Source organism: Streptomyces composti, from assembly GCF_012034205.1.
GTDB classification, from domain to species: domain Bacteria; phylum Actinomycetota; class Actinomycetes; order Streptomycetales; family Streptomycetaceae; genus Streptomyces; species Streptomyces composti.
In genome coordinates, this window is the sequence record NZ_JAATEM010000035.1 from 1 (window position 1) to 15,219 (window position 15,219).

Annotated in this window: 16 protein-coding genes; 12 read left to right on the forward strand and 4 right to left on the reverse strand. The window is 73.3% G+C overall.

Going from position 1 to position 15,219, the window contains the following annotated elements:
- The 4 genes from HCJ93_RS24845 to HCJ93_RS24860 all read left to right on the forward strand — a co-directional run.
- The coding region (locus tag HCJ93_RS24845; protein WP_206317916.1) for an alpha-glucosidase C-terminal domain-containing protein at positions 1-460 on the forward strand (460 nt) is incomplete at its 5' end.
- A gap of 28 nt (positions 461-488) precedes the next feature.
- Positions 489-1,847 (forward strand): maltokinase N-terminal cap-like domain-containing protein, encoded by a 1,359-nt coding sequence (locus tag HCJ93_RS24850; protein ID WP_167998046.1) that lies wholly within the window; start codon positions 489-491, stop codon positions 1,845-1,847.
- A 4-nt stretch (positions 1,848-1,851) separates the two neighbouring features.
- Positions 1,852-4,080, forward strand: coding sequence for a 1,4-alpha-glucan branching enzyme (glgB, locus tag HCJ93_RS24855; protein ID WP_167998047.1), 2,229 nt, complete (start codon positions 1,852-1,854; stop codon positions 4,078-4,080).
- Between the two features lie 104 nt (positions 4,081-4,184).
- A complete protein-coding gene (locus tag HCJ93_RS24860; RefSeq protein ID WP_167998048.1) occupies positions 4,185-5,273 on the forward strand; it encodes a glutamate--cysteine ligase 2 in 1,089 nt (362 codons plus the stop codon).
- A gap of 49 nt (positions 5,274-5,322) precedes the next feature.
- Here the strand turns inward: HCJ93_RS24860 and HCJ93_RS24865 are convergent, their stop codons facing one another.
- Positions 5,323-5,556, reverse strand: coding sequence for a DUF6480 family protein (locus tag HCJ93_RS24865; protein WP_167998049.1), 234 nt, complete (start codon positions 5,554-5,556; stop codon positions 5,323-5,325).
- A 152-nt stretch (positions 5,557-5,708) separates the two neighbouring features.
- Here HCJ93_RS24865 and HCJ93_RS24870 point away from each other — a divergent pair, with 152 nt between their 5' ends.
- A complete protein-coding gene (locus tag HCJ93_RS24870; protein WP_167998050.1) occupies positions 5,709-7,610 on the forward strand; it encodes an AMP-dependent synthetase/ligase in 1,902 nt (633 codons plus the stop codon).
- 164 nt (positions 7,611-7,774) lie between these two features.
- Here the strand turns inward: HCJ93_RS24870 and HCJ93_RS24875 are convergent, their stop codons facing one another.
- Complete coding sequence (locus HCJ93_RS24875; protein ID WP_167998051.1) at positions 7,775-8,053, reverse strand: DUF4190 domain-containing protein; 279 nt, start codon at positions 8,051-8,053, stop codon at positions 7,775-7,777.
- A 282-nt stretch (positions 8,054-8,335) separates the two neighbouring features.
- Between HCJ93_RS24875 and HCJ93_RS24880 the strand changes: the two genes are divergently transcribed.
- On the forward strand, positions 8,336-8,770 hold the full coding sequence (locus HCJ93_RS24880; protein ID WP_167998052.1) for an ATP-binding protein: 435 nt from the start codon (positions 8,336-8,338) through the stop codon (positions 8,768-8,770).
- A gap of 33 nt (positions 8,771-8,803) precedes the next feature.
- Here the strand turns inward: HCJ93_RS24880 and HCJ93_RS24885 are convergent, their stop codons facing one another.
- Both HCJ93_RS24885 and HCJ93_RS24890 read right to left on the reverse strand, forming a co-directional pair.
- On the reverse strand, positions 8,804-9,274 hold the full coding sequence (locus HCJ93_RS24885) for an ATP-binding protein (RefSeq protein WP_240967839.1): 471 nt from the start codon (positions 9,272-9,274) through the stop codon (positions 8,804-8,806).
- Between the two features lie 52 nt (positions 9,275-9,326).
- Positions 9,327-9,698 carry a PRC-barrel domain containing protein gene (locus tag HCJ93_RS24890; RefSeq protein ID WP_167998053.1) on the reverse strand — a complete coding sequence of 124 codons (372 nt, stop codon included), beginning with the start codon at positions 9,696-9,698 and terminating at the stop codon, positions 9,327-9,329.
- A gap of 287 nt (positions 9,699-9,985) precedes the next feature.
- On the opposite strand from HCJ93_RS24890, the gene HCJ93_RS24895 reads away from it, so the two are divergent.
- The 6 genes from HCJ93_RS24895 (at position 9,986) to HCJ93_RS24920 (ending at position 15,206) form a co-directional block, all read left to right on the forward strand.
- Positions 9,986-10,378, forward strand: a complete 393-nt coding sequence (locus HCJ93_RS24895) for an STAS domain-containing protein (RefSeq protein ID WP_167998054.1) — start codon at positions 9,986-9,988, stop codon at positions 10,376-10,378.
- Between the two features lie 242 nt (positions 10,379-10,620).
- Entirely contained in the window at positions 10,621-11,520 is a 900-nt protein-coding gene (locus HCJ93_RS24900; RefSeq protein ID WP_167998055.1) for an STAS domain-containing protein, read from the forward strand.
- Entirely contained in the window at positions 11,517-11,936 is a 420-nt protein-coding gene (locus tag HCJ93_RS24905; protein WP_167998056.1) for an STAS domain-containing protein, read from the forward strand. The genes HCJ93_RS24900 and HCJ93_RS24905 overlap by 4 nt, the downstream gene beginning before the upstream one ends.
- Positions 11,936-12,376: an anti-sigma regulatory factor gene (locus HCJ93_RS24910; protein ID WP_167998057.1), complete on the forward strand. Its 441-nt coding sequence runs from the start codon at positions 11,936-11,938 to the stop codon at positions 12,374-12,376. The genes HCJ93_RS24905 and HCJ93_RS24910 overlap by 1 nt, the downstream gene beginning before the upstream one ends.
- On the forward strand, positions 12,376-13,431 hold the full coding sequence (locus tag HCJ93_RS24915; RefSeq protein ID WP_167998058.1) for an ATP-binding SpoIIE family protein phosphatase: 1,056 nt from the start codon (positions 12,376-12,378) through the stop codon (positions 13,429-13,431). The genes HCJ93_RS24910 and HCJ93_RS24915 overlap by 1 nt, the downstream gene beginning before the upstream one ends.
- Positions 13,428-15,206, forward strand: coding sequence for a PP2C family protein-serine/threonine phosphatase (locus tag HCJ93_RS24920; protein ID WP_167998059.1), 1,779 nt, complete (start codon positions 13,428-13,430; stop codon positions 15,204-15,206). Before HCJ93_RS24915 ends, HCJ93_RS24920 begins: the two co-directional genes overlap by 4 nt.
- Positions 15,207-15,219 lie beyond the last annotated feature (13 nt).

Genomic DNA, 15,219 nt, shown 5'->3' on the forward strand with positions numbered 1-15,219 from the left:
CGACCGCAACGCCGGCTTCTCCACCTGCGACCCCGGACGGCTCTTCCTCCCCGCGATCATGGACCCGGTCTACGGCTACCAGGTCACCAATGTCGAGGCGTCCATGGCCTCGCCGTCCTCGCTGCTGCACTGGACCCGCCGGATGATCGAGATCCGCAAGCAGAACGCGGCGTTCGGGCTCGGCACCTACACCGAACTGCCCTCGTCCAACCCGGCGGTCCTCGCCTTCCTGCGCGAGTACGAGGACGACCTGGTGCTCTGCGTGAACAACTTCTCCCGCTTCTCCCAGCCGACCGAACTCGATCTGCGCGAGTTCAACGGACGCCACCCGGTCGAGCTGTTCGGCGGTGTCCGCTTCCCGGCGATCGGGGAACTGCCGTATCTGCTGACCCTCGGGGGCCACGGCTTCTACTGGTTCCGGCTCACCCGAGTCGCATCCCGCATCGGCCGACGACTGTGAGCGTGTGCCGGCGAGAGGAGGCGTCACCATGACCAAGACCGCGTTCCTGCGCCCGAGGAGCGCGCCAGCCGAACCGCTGGAGTCGCTCGCCGGGCTGCTGCGCGAGTGGCTGCCGCGGCAGCGCTGGTTCGCCGGCAAGGACCGGCCCGTCACCGACTTGAGTCTGCTGTCGATGACGGAGCTGTTCCCGGGCTGTCTGCATGTGCTGGTCCACGCCGGTCATGGAGGCGTCCCCGCTCCCGGGGGCAACCCCCCGGCCGGTGACTGCTACCAGTTGCTGCTCGGGGTGCGCGAGCATCCCTCGCCGCGCCTCGGCCGGGCCCTGATCGGCCGGGTGCAGGACGGCCCGCTGGCCGGACGCACGGTCTACGACGCCCTCTACGACCCCCGCTCGGCCCGGCTGCTGCTGGAGCGGCTGCGCCGGCCCGGCACCGCGGGCCCGCTGCGCTTCGAGTGCGACGCCGGGCAGCCGCTGGCCACCGGTCTGGTGCCCCGTCTGCTGGACGCCGAGCAGTCCAACTCCTCGCTGGTGTACGGCGACGAGTACATCCTGAAGGTGTTCCGGCGCATCCAGCCCGGCGTCAACCCGGACCTGGAGGTGCCGGGGGCGCTGGCCCGCCAGGGCTGCCACCGGGTGCCCGCGCCGGTGGCCTGGTTCCGCACCACCGCCCCGTTCAAGGCGACGCTCGGCGTGCTCCAGCCGTATCTGCGCGACGCCTCCGACGGCTGGACCCTCGCCCTCGGCGCCCTGGCCGCCGGTGACGACTTCACCGCCCAGGCGCACGCTCTGGGGCGGGCCACGGCCGATGTGCATCTGGCCCTTGCCTCCGCGTTCCCCGTCGGCGAGCCCGGCGAGATGCGCCGCACCGCCACCGCCATGACCGAGCGGCTGACGGCCGCCGCGCACGCGGTGCCGGCGCTCCAGCCGTTCGTGCCGGGCCTGCGGGCCGCGTTCGCCGCGCTCACCGCCTGCGACGCCGGACCGCCCGCCCAGCGCATCCACGGCGATCTTCATCTCGGGCAGGTGCTGCGGGCGGGGCGCGAGTGGTTCGTCATCGACTTCGAGGGCGAGCCGTCCCGGCCGCTGTCCGAACGGCGCAGCGCCCACTCCCCCGTGCGGGACATCGCCGGGATGCTGCGCTCCTTCGACTACGCCGCCCGCCAGCGCCGCCCCTGGCGCCCCGAGTGGGCGTGCCGCGCGCGGGAGGCGTACTGCGCCGGCTACGCCTCCCGCGCCGGGTGGGACCCCCGCACGAAGCACGGTCTGCTGCGCGCGTACGAGACCGACCGTGCCGTGTACGAGGTGCTGTACGAGGCCCGGCACCGACCCGACTGGCTGCCCGTACCCATGGCGGCGATCGAGCGCCTCGCCGTGAGAGGAGACTGAAGCCGTGGCCCTGCGTGACACGCCCCTGCCCGGTTCCGCCGGGCCCGTCCCGTCCGCGACCGCCGCCGGGATCACCCCCGCCCCCGCCCTGGACGACACCGACCGGGGGCGCCTGCTGGCGGGCGCCCACCACGACCCGCACGCGCTGCTCGGTGCGCATCCCGTCCCCGGCGGGATCGCCTTCCGGGCGCTGCGTCCCTGCGCGCGGGAGGTGAGCGTCGTCACCGGCGGCGAGCGCTTCCCGCTCGTGCCGGAGGGCGACGGGCTGTTCTCCCGCGTGCTGCCGCTGGAGTCGATCCCCGAGTACACCCTGACGGTGGCCTACGGGGACGACGAGCCGGTGGAGGTGCACGACCCGTACCGGTTCCTGCCCGCGCTCGGCGAGTTCGACCTGCATCTGATCAGCGAGGGCCGGCACGAGGAGCTGTGGACGGCGCTCGGCGCCCGGATCATGACCCATCAGGGGGTGACCGGCACCCGCTTCACGGTGTGGGCGCCCAACGCGCAGGGGGTGCGGCTCGCCGCGGACTTCACCTACTGGGACGGCACCGCCTTCCCGATGCGCTCCCTGGGCTCCTCCGGCGTGTGGGAGCTGTTCCTGCCCGGTGTCGGCGAGGGCACCCGCTACAAGTTCGAGATCCACTCGCGGTACGGGCACCGCTTCCTCAAGGCCGACCCGATGGCCCGCCGCGCCGAGGAGCCGCCGAACACCGCCTCCATCGTGACGGCCTCGCACCACGAGTGGCGCGACCAGGAGTGGATGGAGCGCCGCGGGGCGACACCGGCGCACCAGGCACCGATGTCGGTGTACGAGGTCCATCTGCCGTCCTGGCGGCCGGGCCTGACCTACCGTGAGCTCGCCGAGGTGCTGCCCGCCTACGTCAAGGACCTCGGTTTCACCCATGTCGAGCTGATGCCGCTCGCCGAGCACCCCTTCACGCCCTCCTGGGGCTACCAGGTCACCGGCTTCTACGCGCCCACCGCGCGGCTCGGCACCCCCGACGACTTCAAGTACCTCATCGACGCGCTCCACCGGGCCGGCATCGGCGTGATCATGGACTGGGTGCCGGCGCACTTCCCGAAGGACGACTGGGCGCTGGCCCGCTTCGACGGGGAGCCGCTGTACGAGCCCGGGGACTCGCGGCGGGCGGAGCACCCGGACTGGGGCACGTACACCTTCGACTTCGGCCGCACCGAGGTGCGCAACTTCCTGGTGGCCAACGCCGTGTACTGGTGTCAGGAGTTCCACATCGACGGTCTGCGGGTCGACGCGGTGGCCTCGATGCTGTACCTCGACTACTCCCGCGAGGACGGCCAGTGGGAGCCCAATGTGTACGGCGGCCGGGAGGACCTGGCGGCGATGGCGTTCCTGCAGGAGATGAACGCCACCGTCTACCGGCGCTGTCCCGGCGTGATGACGATCGCCGAGGAGTCCACCGCGTGGGGCGGGGTCACCCGGCCCACCGACACCGGAGGTCTGGGCTTCGGCTTCAAGTGGAACATGGGCTGGATGCACGACTCGCTGCAGTACGTCTCTCACGAGCCGGTGCACCGCAAGTACCACCACCACGAGATGACCTTCTCGATGGTGTACGCCTACAGCGAGAACTACGTGCTGCCGATCTCGCACGACGAGGTGGTGCACGGCAAGAGGTCCCTGGTGTCGAAGATGCCCGGCGACTGGTGGCAGCAGCGCGCCAACCTCCGCGCCTACCTCGGCTTCATGTGGGCCCACCCCGGCAAGCAGCTGCTGTTCATGGGGCAGGAGTTCGCCCAGGGCGCCGAGTGGTCCGTGGAGCACGGGCCCGAGTGGTGGCTGCTGGACGACGGCTACCACTCGGCGGGCGACCACCGCGGGGTGCGGGACCTGGTGCGCGACCTGAACACGCACTACCGCCAGACGCCCGCGCTGTGGCAGTGCGACACCGACCCGTCGGGCTTCCGCTGGGTGGCGGTGGACGCCGCCGACGACAACGTCTTCGCCTTCCTGCGGTTCGACGCGGAGGGCCGGCCGCTGCTCGCCGTGTCGAACTTCTCCCCCGTCGTCCGGCACGACTACCTGCTGGCCGCCGGGGACGAGGTGATCGCCTGGCAGGAGGTGCTCAACACCGACGCGGCGCGCTACGGCGGCAGCGACGTGATCAACCCCGATCCGGTCAAACCGGAGGACGGCCGTGTGCGGATCACGCTGCCGCCGCTGGCGACGGTGTGGCTGACACCGGTCGCTCTGTGACACTCCGCTCCCGGCGCCGGGTGTTCCGCGCCGGGAGCGGGGCATCCGGGCCGTAGGCCGAGGGACCCTCGGCGTCGCGGCAGGTCGCAGAAGGGCGGCATCAGGTGCGCACCGTGGGAGTGGAGGAGGAGCTCCTCCTCGTCGATCCGGAGACGGGTGAACCGCGGGCGCTGTCCGCTCCGGTGCTGGCCCGCGCCACCCGGGAGGACGCCGAGCAGCAGGTGTTCGAGAAGGAACTCCACGAGCAGATGCTGGAGTTCAACACGCATCCGCAGGCGTCGATGGAGAGCCTGCACGCGGAGATCGTGCACTGCCGCGAGGAGGCCGCCGGGCACGCCGAGGGCATCGGATGCACGGTCGCCGCGCTCGCCACCTCCCCGCTGCCGGTCAGCCCGGCCGTCGGCGTCAACCGGCGCTACCAGTGGATGGAGGAGCAGTACGGCATCGCCACCCGCGAGCAACTGGTCCTCGGCTGTCACGTGCATGTCTCGGTCGGCTCCGACGAGGAGGGCGTCGCCGTGGTGGACCGGCTGCGCCCGTGGCTGGCCCCGCTGACGGCGCTCAGCGCCAACTCGCCGTTCTGGCAGGGCACGGACTCCGGTTACAGCAGCTACCGCAGCCGGGTGTGGCAGCGCTGGCCCTCGGCGGGCCCCACGGAGGTCTTCGGTTCGGCCGAGCGGTACCACCGCCGGGTCGCGGACATGGTGGCGACCGGCGCCGTGCTGGACAAGGCGATGATCTACTTCGACGTGCGGCTGTCCGACCGGTACCCGACCGTGGAGCTGCGGGTGGCGGACGTGTGTCTGCACGCGGAGACGGCGGTGCTGATCGCCGCGCTCGCCCGCGGCCTGGTGGAGACGGCGGCCCGCGAGTGGCGGGCGGGGCGGGAGCCCGCCGGTCACAGTGTGAGCCTGCTGAGGCTGGCCGCCTGGCAGGCGGCACGGGCGGGTCTGACGGGTGATCTGCTGCACCCGGAGACCATGCGGCCCCTGCCCGCAGAGGCGGTCCTCGGGGATCTGGTCGGGCATGTCGCCGAGGCGCTTCAGGCCCACGGCGATCTGGAGCTGGTGCGGGAGGGCTGCGCCCGGCTGCTGCGCGAGGGCAACGGGGCCCGGGTGCAGCGCGAGCTGCTGGAGCGCACGGGCAGCCTGCGGGACGTCGTCACCGAGTGTGTGCGGCACACCCAGCGCTGAGCCGCCCGGGGCGGGAGCGCCGCGCCGGGAAGCGGCGGTCCCGAAGGGGTCAGAGGATCAGGACGAGGGCGTAGGCCAGGAAGAAGGCGGCGACCAGGACGGCGACGAGCAGGATCACGAGCAGGGGTCCCCTGGACCAGCCCTTGGCCGGATTGTGGGTCTCCTGGGGGCCCGCCTCGGGCATGCTGCTCTCCGCGGGCGGGGTCTCGCCCGGGGGTACGCCGCCGCCCGGTTCCAGGCCGGTGCTGCGTTCCGGTTCGGGGTCGGGATTGATGTGACTCATGCTCTCCGGGTCCCCCGAACCACGGAGATCAACAGTGCGGGCACACTTCCGGTGATACCGGCGCCGTATCGCTCCGGCTCGGCTACATTCAGGCACCGCCGATGACTCTGCTCGTCGGCCGAGTCACCCCCCGTACACGTCAGGAGCAGTGCATGCGTGACCTCGCTCTGGCTCCCCCGTCCGCTCCGCCCCTGACCGGCGGCCTCGCCGACAGCCTCTTCGACATGGCCGAGGCGAACCCCACCCTGCCCATGCTGGCCCGCCGGCCGGACCCCTCCTCCCAGACCTGGGAGGAGGTGACCGCGGTGGAGTTCCGCGACGAGGTCGTCGACCTGGCGAAGGGGCTGATCGCGTCGGGGATATCGCCGGGCGCGCGGGTCGCCGTCATGGCCCGCACCCGGTACGAGTGGACCGTCCTGTGCTACGCGCTGTGGACGGTCGGTGCCGAGGTCGTCCCGATCTACCCGACCTCCTCGCGGGAGCAGGTGGAGTGGATCCTGAAGGACGCCGGCTGCGTGGCGGTCCTGGTGGAGGACGAGCAGGGCGTGATGACGGTCGGCTCGGTGTGCGCCCAGCTGCCCGCGCTGCAGCACGTCTGGCAGCTCGACGCCGGGGCGCTGGGGCAGCTGGTGGCGGAGGGCGAGCAGATCCCCCTGGCCACGGTGGACTCGATGCGCCGGATCGTGCTGCCGGACTCCACCGCGGTGGTCGCCTACACCTCGGGCACCTCCGGGCAGGCGCTGGGCTGCGCCCTGAGCCACCGGGGTCTGGCCATGGTCTGCGACACGCTGCTGGCGGGCTGGAAGCACACGGTGGCGGCGCCGGGTGAGCAGGGTGCGGTGCTGGCGTTCCTGCCGCTGTCGCACGTGTACGGGCTGATGATCCAGTGCCTGTGCGTGCGCGGCGGGCTGCTGATGGGGCACGAGCCCGACATGAGCGCCGAGGCGCTGGCGTCGGCGCTGCGCTCGTTCCGGCCCACCTATCTGTACGCCGTGCCGTCGCTGCTGGAGAAGATCTACAAGAACTTTCTGCGGGCCTCTCAACAGGCGGGCAGGGGCGCGTTGTTCGAGCGGGCGGCGGAGACCGCCCGTGACTTCGCCGAGGCGGTGGAACGGCAGCGTCTGGGCCGCGGCCCGGGGCCGGGCTTCGACCTGCGGCTGCAGCACGCCCTGTACGAGCGGACCGTCTACCGCCGGCTGCGGGCCACGCTGGGCGGCCGGGTGCGCCGGGCCACCTCCGGCGGCTCGCCGCTCAACCGTGACCTGTCCCTCTTCTACGAGGGCATCGGCATCTATGTGCACGACGGCTACGGGCTGACCGAGACCAGCGGCGGGCTGACCATGCAGCCCTACGGCCGGGAGAAGTCGGGCACCGTGGGTCGGGCGCTGCCGGGCATGGAGATCAGGCTGGCCGAGGACGGCGAGATCCTGGTGCGCGGTCCGGCGGTGTTCCAGGGCTATGTGGGCGACGAGGCGGCGACCCGGGCGGCGCTGCGCGACGGCTGGCTGGCCACGGGCGACCTGGGTCGGCTGGACGAGGAGGGCTATCTCACCATCACCGGCCGCAAGAAGGACATCATCATCACCAGCAGCGGCAAGAGCGTGGCCCCGGCGGCGCTCGAGCAGCGGCTGCGGATGCATCCGCTGGTGCACCAGGCGGTGGTGGTGGGCGACAACCGGCCGTGCGTGGGCGCCCTGATCACCCTGGACCCGGAGTTCGTGGCGCACTGGCGGGCGGCACTGTCCCTGCCCGGGGACGCGCCGACCCGTGAGGCGCGGGAGGAGAACGCGCTGCGGGAGGAGATCGGCCGGGCCGTCGCCGCGGCGAACAGCAGCGTGTCGCGCTCGGAGTCGATCCGGGTGTTCCGGGTGCTGCCCGAGCCGTTCGACGTGAGCAACGGCCTGCTGACGCCGTCGATGAAGCTGCGCCGGGACGAGATCGTGCGGCGCTACGCGCTGGAGATCGACGCGATGTACCAGTCGCGCTCCCGGCGCCGAGCGGGCACGGAGGAGCCGTCGTCGATCTGGGACGACCCGGACAACGTCTTCCGCTGACGTACCGGGATCCTCCTTCTGGCCCCCCTGCGCTCTCGCCGGCCTCCCGGCCGCGCGGCGGTCCGCATGCAAAGGGGCGCCCACCGGTTCGACCGGCGGGCGCCCCTCGGGCTTGCCGGCCGGCCGCCGGAGCCCCGGTACGCGAGACCTCGGCCGGGGGACGGTCAGCCGCCCACGTACCGGGTGAAGCCGCCGCTCGCGGCCGACACGATGATCATCACCACCGCGAGGACCAGGGCGATGACGCCGGGCACGAGTCCGGCCCTCGCCATTCCCGCCCCGCCCCTGGCCGGTGCCTGCCGCTTCCCCACGACGCCGGACACGATCGCCGGCGGGCCCGGGACCACGCCGGCGACCAGCAGGCCGGCGATGCCGCAGCACAGGCTCGCCATGGCCATCGGGTCGGTGCGCGATGCGGGCGTGGTTCTGCCACGACTCGTCATCGACGTCTCCCCGCATCGGGTGGCCGGATCGCCGGGTGCCGCTCCGTGCGGCTCGCCCGGTGGTGTGCGGATCACCGGGTTCCCGTCAACTTCCCTCCCACGCCCGGCATTTCACGGACGCCGCCGAAGGGGCGTCGGGCAGTGTGACGGGTCTGTCACCGTTCTCCCGGGGGGTACCGGCGCGTAGGCTGCGCCAGCACGGGAACTCACGGAGCTAGGAGACGGACGGAGAAGGGACGGAAGGACGATCGCCCCGCCGAGCCGCGGGGCCGGGAAGGCGAGATGGCACCCGAGCCGCATGAGGACAGGACACTGGCTGCCGAAGAGATCACGAGCCGAGTCGCCAGCTTCCCCGGGGAGCTGCACGACGTGACCGACGCACGGCTGGTCGCGGAGGAGTTTCTCTTCGATCTGGCCCGTGTGTCGGCGCCGGCCGCACCGGAGCACTGGGACGACATACTGCTGGTGGTGACCGAGCTGGCCGCGAACGCGGTGCAGTACGCTCCGGGTCCGTTCGAGCTGCGGCTGCGCCGGACGTTCGACGGGGTGCATGTGGTGATGCACGACACCAGCACGGTGGAGCCCGCTCCCCGGCCCTTCCATCCCAGCCGCGGCGGAGGCGGTATCGGCTGGCATCTGATCCACACCCTCGGCGACCAGGTCAGTGTCGTCTGCAACGACGCCGGCAAGGACATCCATGTCTTCCTGCCCTGGTGAGGGTGGCTCCCGCCCCGGTGAGGGCAGCCGCCGTCAGCCGCCGTCCGGCGCGGCGGCGTCGCGCACCGGGACGAGTACCGCGATGGTCTTGCCGCCGGGACGCCTGCGGGCGTCGATCTCACGGGCGAGTCTGCTCACCAGGGGCCAGCCGTAGCCGTTGCCCCGGTGCACAGGCGGCAGGTCCGCGCCGCCGAGGGCGGCTTCGGGGATGACGTCACTGTGGTCGTGCACGGCGATCCGCACCCCGTCGGCGGTGGTCGTCACGTCGAACCCGGCCAGCCCGTCACCGTGCCGGATGGCGTCGGTGACCAGCTCGGAGACGACGAGCGAGAGGTCGATCAGGTCCCCGGGGTGCGGAGTGCGCCCCACGGTGCGGTGCGCGCGCACGATCGTCTCGGCGTGCGCCCGGGCGGCCGCCGCGGTGGTCACCCCGGTGCCCGGGACCCACGCCTCGCGCGGCCCGCGGCCGGCCCCCGGCACAGCCGTTTTGTCGGTCGGACGCATCTCATCGGTGTCCCTGGTTCTCCCGGGGCGCGGCACGGGTGCGGCCCGCCCTTCACCCGGTCCCGGTCCCACGCGCCGGCAGCGCCCGGTAGTAGGCGCCGACCTGGTTCAGATACGCGGCGTCCCGGGTCTGGCTGTCGGTCTGGAAGCGCGGTGCCGCCTTCACCTCCGCTCTGGTGCAGGCCAGCGCCACCTTCCGCTCCCCGGTGTCGATACCGGTGACGGCGCCCACCGGTACCAGCAGGCTCCGGCCGAACACCCAGACGCCGGTGTCGACGACGAGGTGGCACAGGCCGTGCGGGTCCGCCTGCCGGTCCACATGGCCGATGGTGCCGTCGTCGGCGACGACGGTGTATCCCGTCAGGTCCTGCCGCAGTGCGGGACCCAGTTCCGGCGCGTACGACCAGATGCTGTCGATGGGCACGCTGCTCCTTGCCTCCCCGGTGAGTGAGCCGGACGACGGAGCAGGCGGGTACCGTGGGCGGCCCGTCCGGCTCCACCTCAGCGGTTACCCGCGCTCGGCGGGCGCATTCGGCCGGCTTCGGCGGGCCGGCACGGACCGCCGCGGTCCCGCCACCCGGCACCGGTCCCGGACGGTCCGGCGGATGCGAAGGCATGACAGGAGGAATAGGGGGTACGCGCGGCTGCGCGGTGACCCGGCCGACTCGATCACCCCCGTGCCCTGGCCGTCAGTATTCGTTGGAGGTACTCGTGCCCATTGCCCAGAACCCGCTGTCCGTCGAGGTGACGCTGCCACGGCACGACACCGCCCTGCTGACGGTGCAGGGATACCTGGACATCGACACCGCGACCGAGTTCCAGCACCACCTGGCGAACCAGCTGCACCACGGTCGCCGGCACTTCCTGCTCGATCTGTCGGCGGTGCCCTTCATGGACTCGTCCGGGATGAACATCATCCTGCGCGTCTACCAGGAGGCCCGTGAGCTGCCGGGAAGCGTGCACATCATCTCCCCCGCCCCCGCGGTGAGGCGGATATTGGACCTCACCGGTGTGAGCATCACCGTCCCGGTGTCGGAGAGCGTCGAGGAGGCGCTGGAGCGGGTGGACCGGCCCCAGGAGCCCGCGACGGAAGGCGAGGACTGAGCACGGGGGCGCCGACCGCGACCTGCCGGACCGGGGCCGGGGAGCACTGCGCGGCCGGACGCCGCCCACCGCCGGCCGCAGCACCGTCCGCGCCCGCGCCCGGGGCGCCCCGCCTCACGTCCACAGGCCCCGGAGCGGGGCCGGGGTGTGCCGTCACCGACGGGCACCGGGCAAGATCACGACGTCGTCCCGTCACCCGGGAACGGGTTCGGCGCGATGCGACAACCATGAGGAGACAACAGGTGCCGGAGCACGAAGCCGACGGTTCGCCGCACACGGCCACACCCCAGGTGGCGGACTTCCTGCGCCGCCGCAGGGAGCAGATCGCCCAGCGCTGGGCGGACGAGCCGCTGTTCCGGACGGTGTTCACCGTCTCGCGGGACGAGGCGGTGGAGGCGGGCAAGGCGGTCGTCGACGCGCTCGCCGAGGTCGCCGACGCGGGGCGGGTCGAGGACCCGGACGCGGCCGGTTTCAGCGGGGTGCGCGAGCAGCTGGCCCGGATGGGCACCGCCCGTTCCCGCGCGGGGCTGTCCGTCACCCAGGTCTCCAGCGAACTGTCCGCGCTGTGGCCGCCGGTGGACAACCTGCTGCTGGCCGACCTGGACCAGGCGCCGCCCGAGCAGGTGCGGACCTGCGCGATCACCCTCAGCAGGCTGCTGGGCACGCTGCGCCTGGTGGCCATGCAGACCGCGCTGAGCGAGGGCCAGGCCCTCATCGACCGGCAGCGGATGCAGCTGCTGGAGGTCGCCACGCCGGTGATCAAGCTGTGGGACGGCATCGTGGCGGTCCCGCTGATCGGCACCCTGGACAGCGCCCGCAGCCAGGTGGTGATGGAGACCCTGCTGAACTCGGTGGTCGAGCAGCACGCGCGGTTCGCGATCCTCGACATCACCGGCGTGCCGACCGTGGACTCGCTGGTGGCCCAGCATCTGATGAAGACGGTGGCGGCGGCCCGGCTGATGGGTGCCGAGTGCGTGGTCTCCGGCATCCGGCCGGCGATCGCCCAGACCATCGTGCATCTGGGTCTCGACCTCGGATCGGTGCTCACCCGGGCCAGCCTCGCCGACGCGCTCGCCTACTGTCTGCACCAGCTCGGCACCGACATCGTCGATGCGACGCCGGGCGGTGCGAACCTCCGGTGAACGAATCCTCCCCCCGCCATGTGGCGGGACATGTCCCCGTCCTCAGGCTCGGCGACGTCCTGCTGGTCACCCTCCAGGGCGATCTGTACGACAGCGCGGCGCAGCAGCTGCAGCAGGACCTCGCCGAGACCATCGCCCACAGCAGGGTCACCGGGGTGGTCATCGACATCTCCGGCGTGGAGGTCGTCGACTCCTTCCTCGGGCGGGTACTGGCCGAGATCGCGGCGCAGGCCGAACTGCTGGCCGCGCGGACCGTGGTGGCCGGGATGCGCCCGGCGGTCGCCATCACGCTGGTGGAGCTCGGTCTGTCCCTGCCGGGGCTGCGGACCGCGCTCACCACGGAGGCCGCCCTCGAGCTGCTCGACCGGCCGATCGTCACTCCCCGCTCCGGCGGCCGGCGCCAGGAGCGTCCGTGATGCACACTGCGGCGGGCGCCGAGGCCCGCTTGCCCATCCGGTCCGACATGGACCTGGTGTGGGTGCGCCAGCATGTGCGGCAGGCCGCCGCCCTGATCGGCTTCGGTCTGGTCGACCAGACCAAGCTGGTCACCGCGGCCAGCGAGCTGGCGCGCAACACCCTGGTGCACGGCGGGGGCGGTCAGATGGAGGCGGCCCGGGTGTCGGAGCACGGCACCGAGGGGCTTCGGCTGGTGTTCACCGACACCGGTCCCGGCATCGCCGATCTCGACCGCGCCCTCAGCGACGGCTACACCTCGGGCGACGGACTGGGCATGGGGCTCGGCGGGGCACGGCGGCTGGTGCACGACTTCGAGGTCGTCAGCAGCCCCGAGTCGGGCACCACGGTGCGGGTGACCTCGTGGGTGACGCGTCCGCCGCGGCCGCGCGAGGAGTCCTGATGCCGCGGGTGAGGTACGTGCCCGTCGAGGACTCCACCCGGGTCAGGGACGTGCGGGTCGCCGCGGAGGACGCGGCGGCCGGCGCCGGCCTGGACGAGCGGCGGACCGCGGCCGTGTCGCTGGTGGCGACCGAGCTGGCCACCAATCTGGTCAAGCACGCGCACGGCGGCCAGGTCCTCATCGAGGTCGTCGACGCGCCCGCCCCCGGCGGGGCGGCCACCGGACGGTCGGTGCAGATCACCGCGATCGACCACGGGCCCGGCATGGCCGACGCGGCGGGCGCGATGCGGGACGGCTTCAGCACCACCGGGTCGCTCGGCGCGGGCCTGGGCACCTGCCGGCGGCTGAGTGACGACTTCGGGCTGCACAGCGTCCAGGGCCGGGGCACGGTGGCGGTGGCCCGCATCGCCGGTGTCCCGCCCGCTGCCGGTGCCGTGCCGGGTCCCGGCGTGCGGGCGGGAGGAGTGAACATCCCGTTCGCGGCGGCCGAGGAGTCGGGCGACGACTGGACGTGGGTGCGGTCGGGGGACCTGTGCACGCTGATGCTGGCCGACGGGCTCGGGCACGGCGCCGCGGCGGCCCGGGCCTCGGCCGCGGCGGTGGACGCGGTGCGCCGCGCGCCGCATCTGCCGCCCGCGGAGGCGCTGCGCGCGCTGCACGAGGCGCTGGGCGGCACCCGGGGCGCCGCCGTCGCGGTGGCCCAGCTCGATCTGCGGGCGGAGCGACTGCGGTTCGCCGGGATCGGCAATGTGGGCGCACGCCTCAGGGACGGCGACCGGTGGCGGGCGCTGCTGTCCCGGCCCGGCATCGTCGGGGCGCACCGGCCCGGAACCCTCCGCGAGGACGAGCTGCCCTGGACCCGCGACAGCCTGCTGATCCTGCACACCGACGGGCTGCCCAGCCGCTGGACGCCCCCGTCCGGCGACGACCTCACCGCGGCCGACCCGGCCGTCACCGCCGCGGTGACCATCCGCGACGCCGGGAGTTCCGCCCGTCCGGTGCGGGACGACACCGCCGTGACCGTCCTGTCCCCGACCCCGCCGGACCGACCATGACCCGTACCTGGCGCATCACCACCGTCACCGACGCGGCCCGTGCCCGGATCGCGCTCGCCCGGCTGGCCGCGGAGCGGAGCCTGCCGGCCGTGCAGCGGGCCCGGCTGGCCACGACGGTCAGCGAGCGGCTGCGGCAGTGCCTCACCAAGGGCGGCACCTGGCTGCTCACCCTGGACACCGCCCGAGCGGGCGGCACGACGCGGCTGCACCTGGTGCTGACACCGCCTCAGGAGGCGCGCGACGCGGGCGAGCCGCCCTGGGAGGTCACGGTGGCCTGCCCCGGCGGGGACGCGCCTGCCGCCGCGGTGCCGGCCGGCACCGCGGAGCCGGCGGCGCTGGCGGAGGCGCTGCTGGGCGCCGACGAGGACACCGCCGTGGTGCTGGACCGGCTCACCGAGCAGGAGGAGCTGGTCGCCTTCCACCGGGAGGAACTGGAGCAGACCAACCGGGGTGTGCTGGCCCTGCACGCCGAACTGGACGCCGCCGGCCGGGCGCAGCGGGAGGCGTTCGCCGCCGAGCGCGCGGCCCGCACCGAGGCGGAGAACGCACGTCACCGGCTGACGTTCCTCGCGGACGCCAGCGCGGCGCTGAACGCCTCCCTCAACCAGGAGGAGATCCTGCGCCGGCTGCCGGAGCTGCTGGTACCGGCCTACGCCTGCGAGGTGGACGTCTGGCTGTTCGACGACGAGGCCGACCTGCGCGGCCCCACCTCACGCCCGGCGGCGGCCGTGCGCGCGGTGCGCACCGGGCGGCCGCAGTACTCGGCGGACCACCCCGGCGGCCTGCCCGGTGTCGACGACCATCCCGCCTCGGCGCTCTCCCCGGGGCGTGCGCTGCTGTGCGTGCCGCTGCTGGCCCGGCGGGCGCCGCTGGGCGTGCTGACGCTGTCGCCGACCGGCACGTGCTGGGACGCGGACGACGCCGTGATGCTGGTCGAGCTGGCCCGGCGGGCCGGGATCGCCCTGGACAACGCGCGCCGCTTCGAGCACAACCGGGACATCGCCGAGACGCTGCAGCGGGCCCTGCTCACCGAGCTGCCGGTCACCCCCGGTCTCACTCTCGCCGCGCGGTATCTGCCGGCCACGCACGGCCTGAACATCGGCGGTGACTGGTACGACGCCTTCCGCCAGCCGGACGGCAGTCTGATCACCGTCGTCGGCGACGTCACCGGGCACGGGCTGCACGCCGCGGTGATGATGAGCCAGCTGCGGACCGCGCTGCGCGCCTACGCGGTGGACGGCGGCAGTCCCGGCCGGCTGCTGACCCGGCTGCACGGCTTCCTGCACCATCTGCAGCCCGATCTGTACGCCACCGCGGTCATCACCCGCGTCCACCCCGACGAGCCGACGCTGACCTGGGCGGCCGCCGGGCATCCGCCGCCGGTGCTGCGGCTGCCCGACGGGCGGGTGCGGGTGCTGGACGCCAAGCCGGGCGCGATGCTCGGCATCCCGCTGCGCCAGGACATCGCCGATCACACCGAACGGCTCGAGCCGGGCTCGACGCTCGCGCTGTACACCGACGGTCTGGTGGAGCGGAGGGCGCGCGGCATCGACCCGGGGATCGCCCGACTGGCGGCGGTGCTCGGCGCGTTCGACCCCGGGGAGCTGGAGGCGGACCTGGAGGGCGCGGCGGACCGGACGCTGCACCCGCTGCTCAGCGACTCCGAGCGGGACGACGACGTGTGCCTGCTGCTGTGCCATCTGCACGAGCGATCGATTCCCGGTGCGCTCCGGCCCGTGGGCGGGCATCGTGGTGCTGAGCAGGGGCACGCGTAGGACGTCGGCGTCC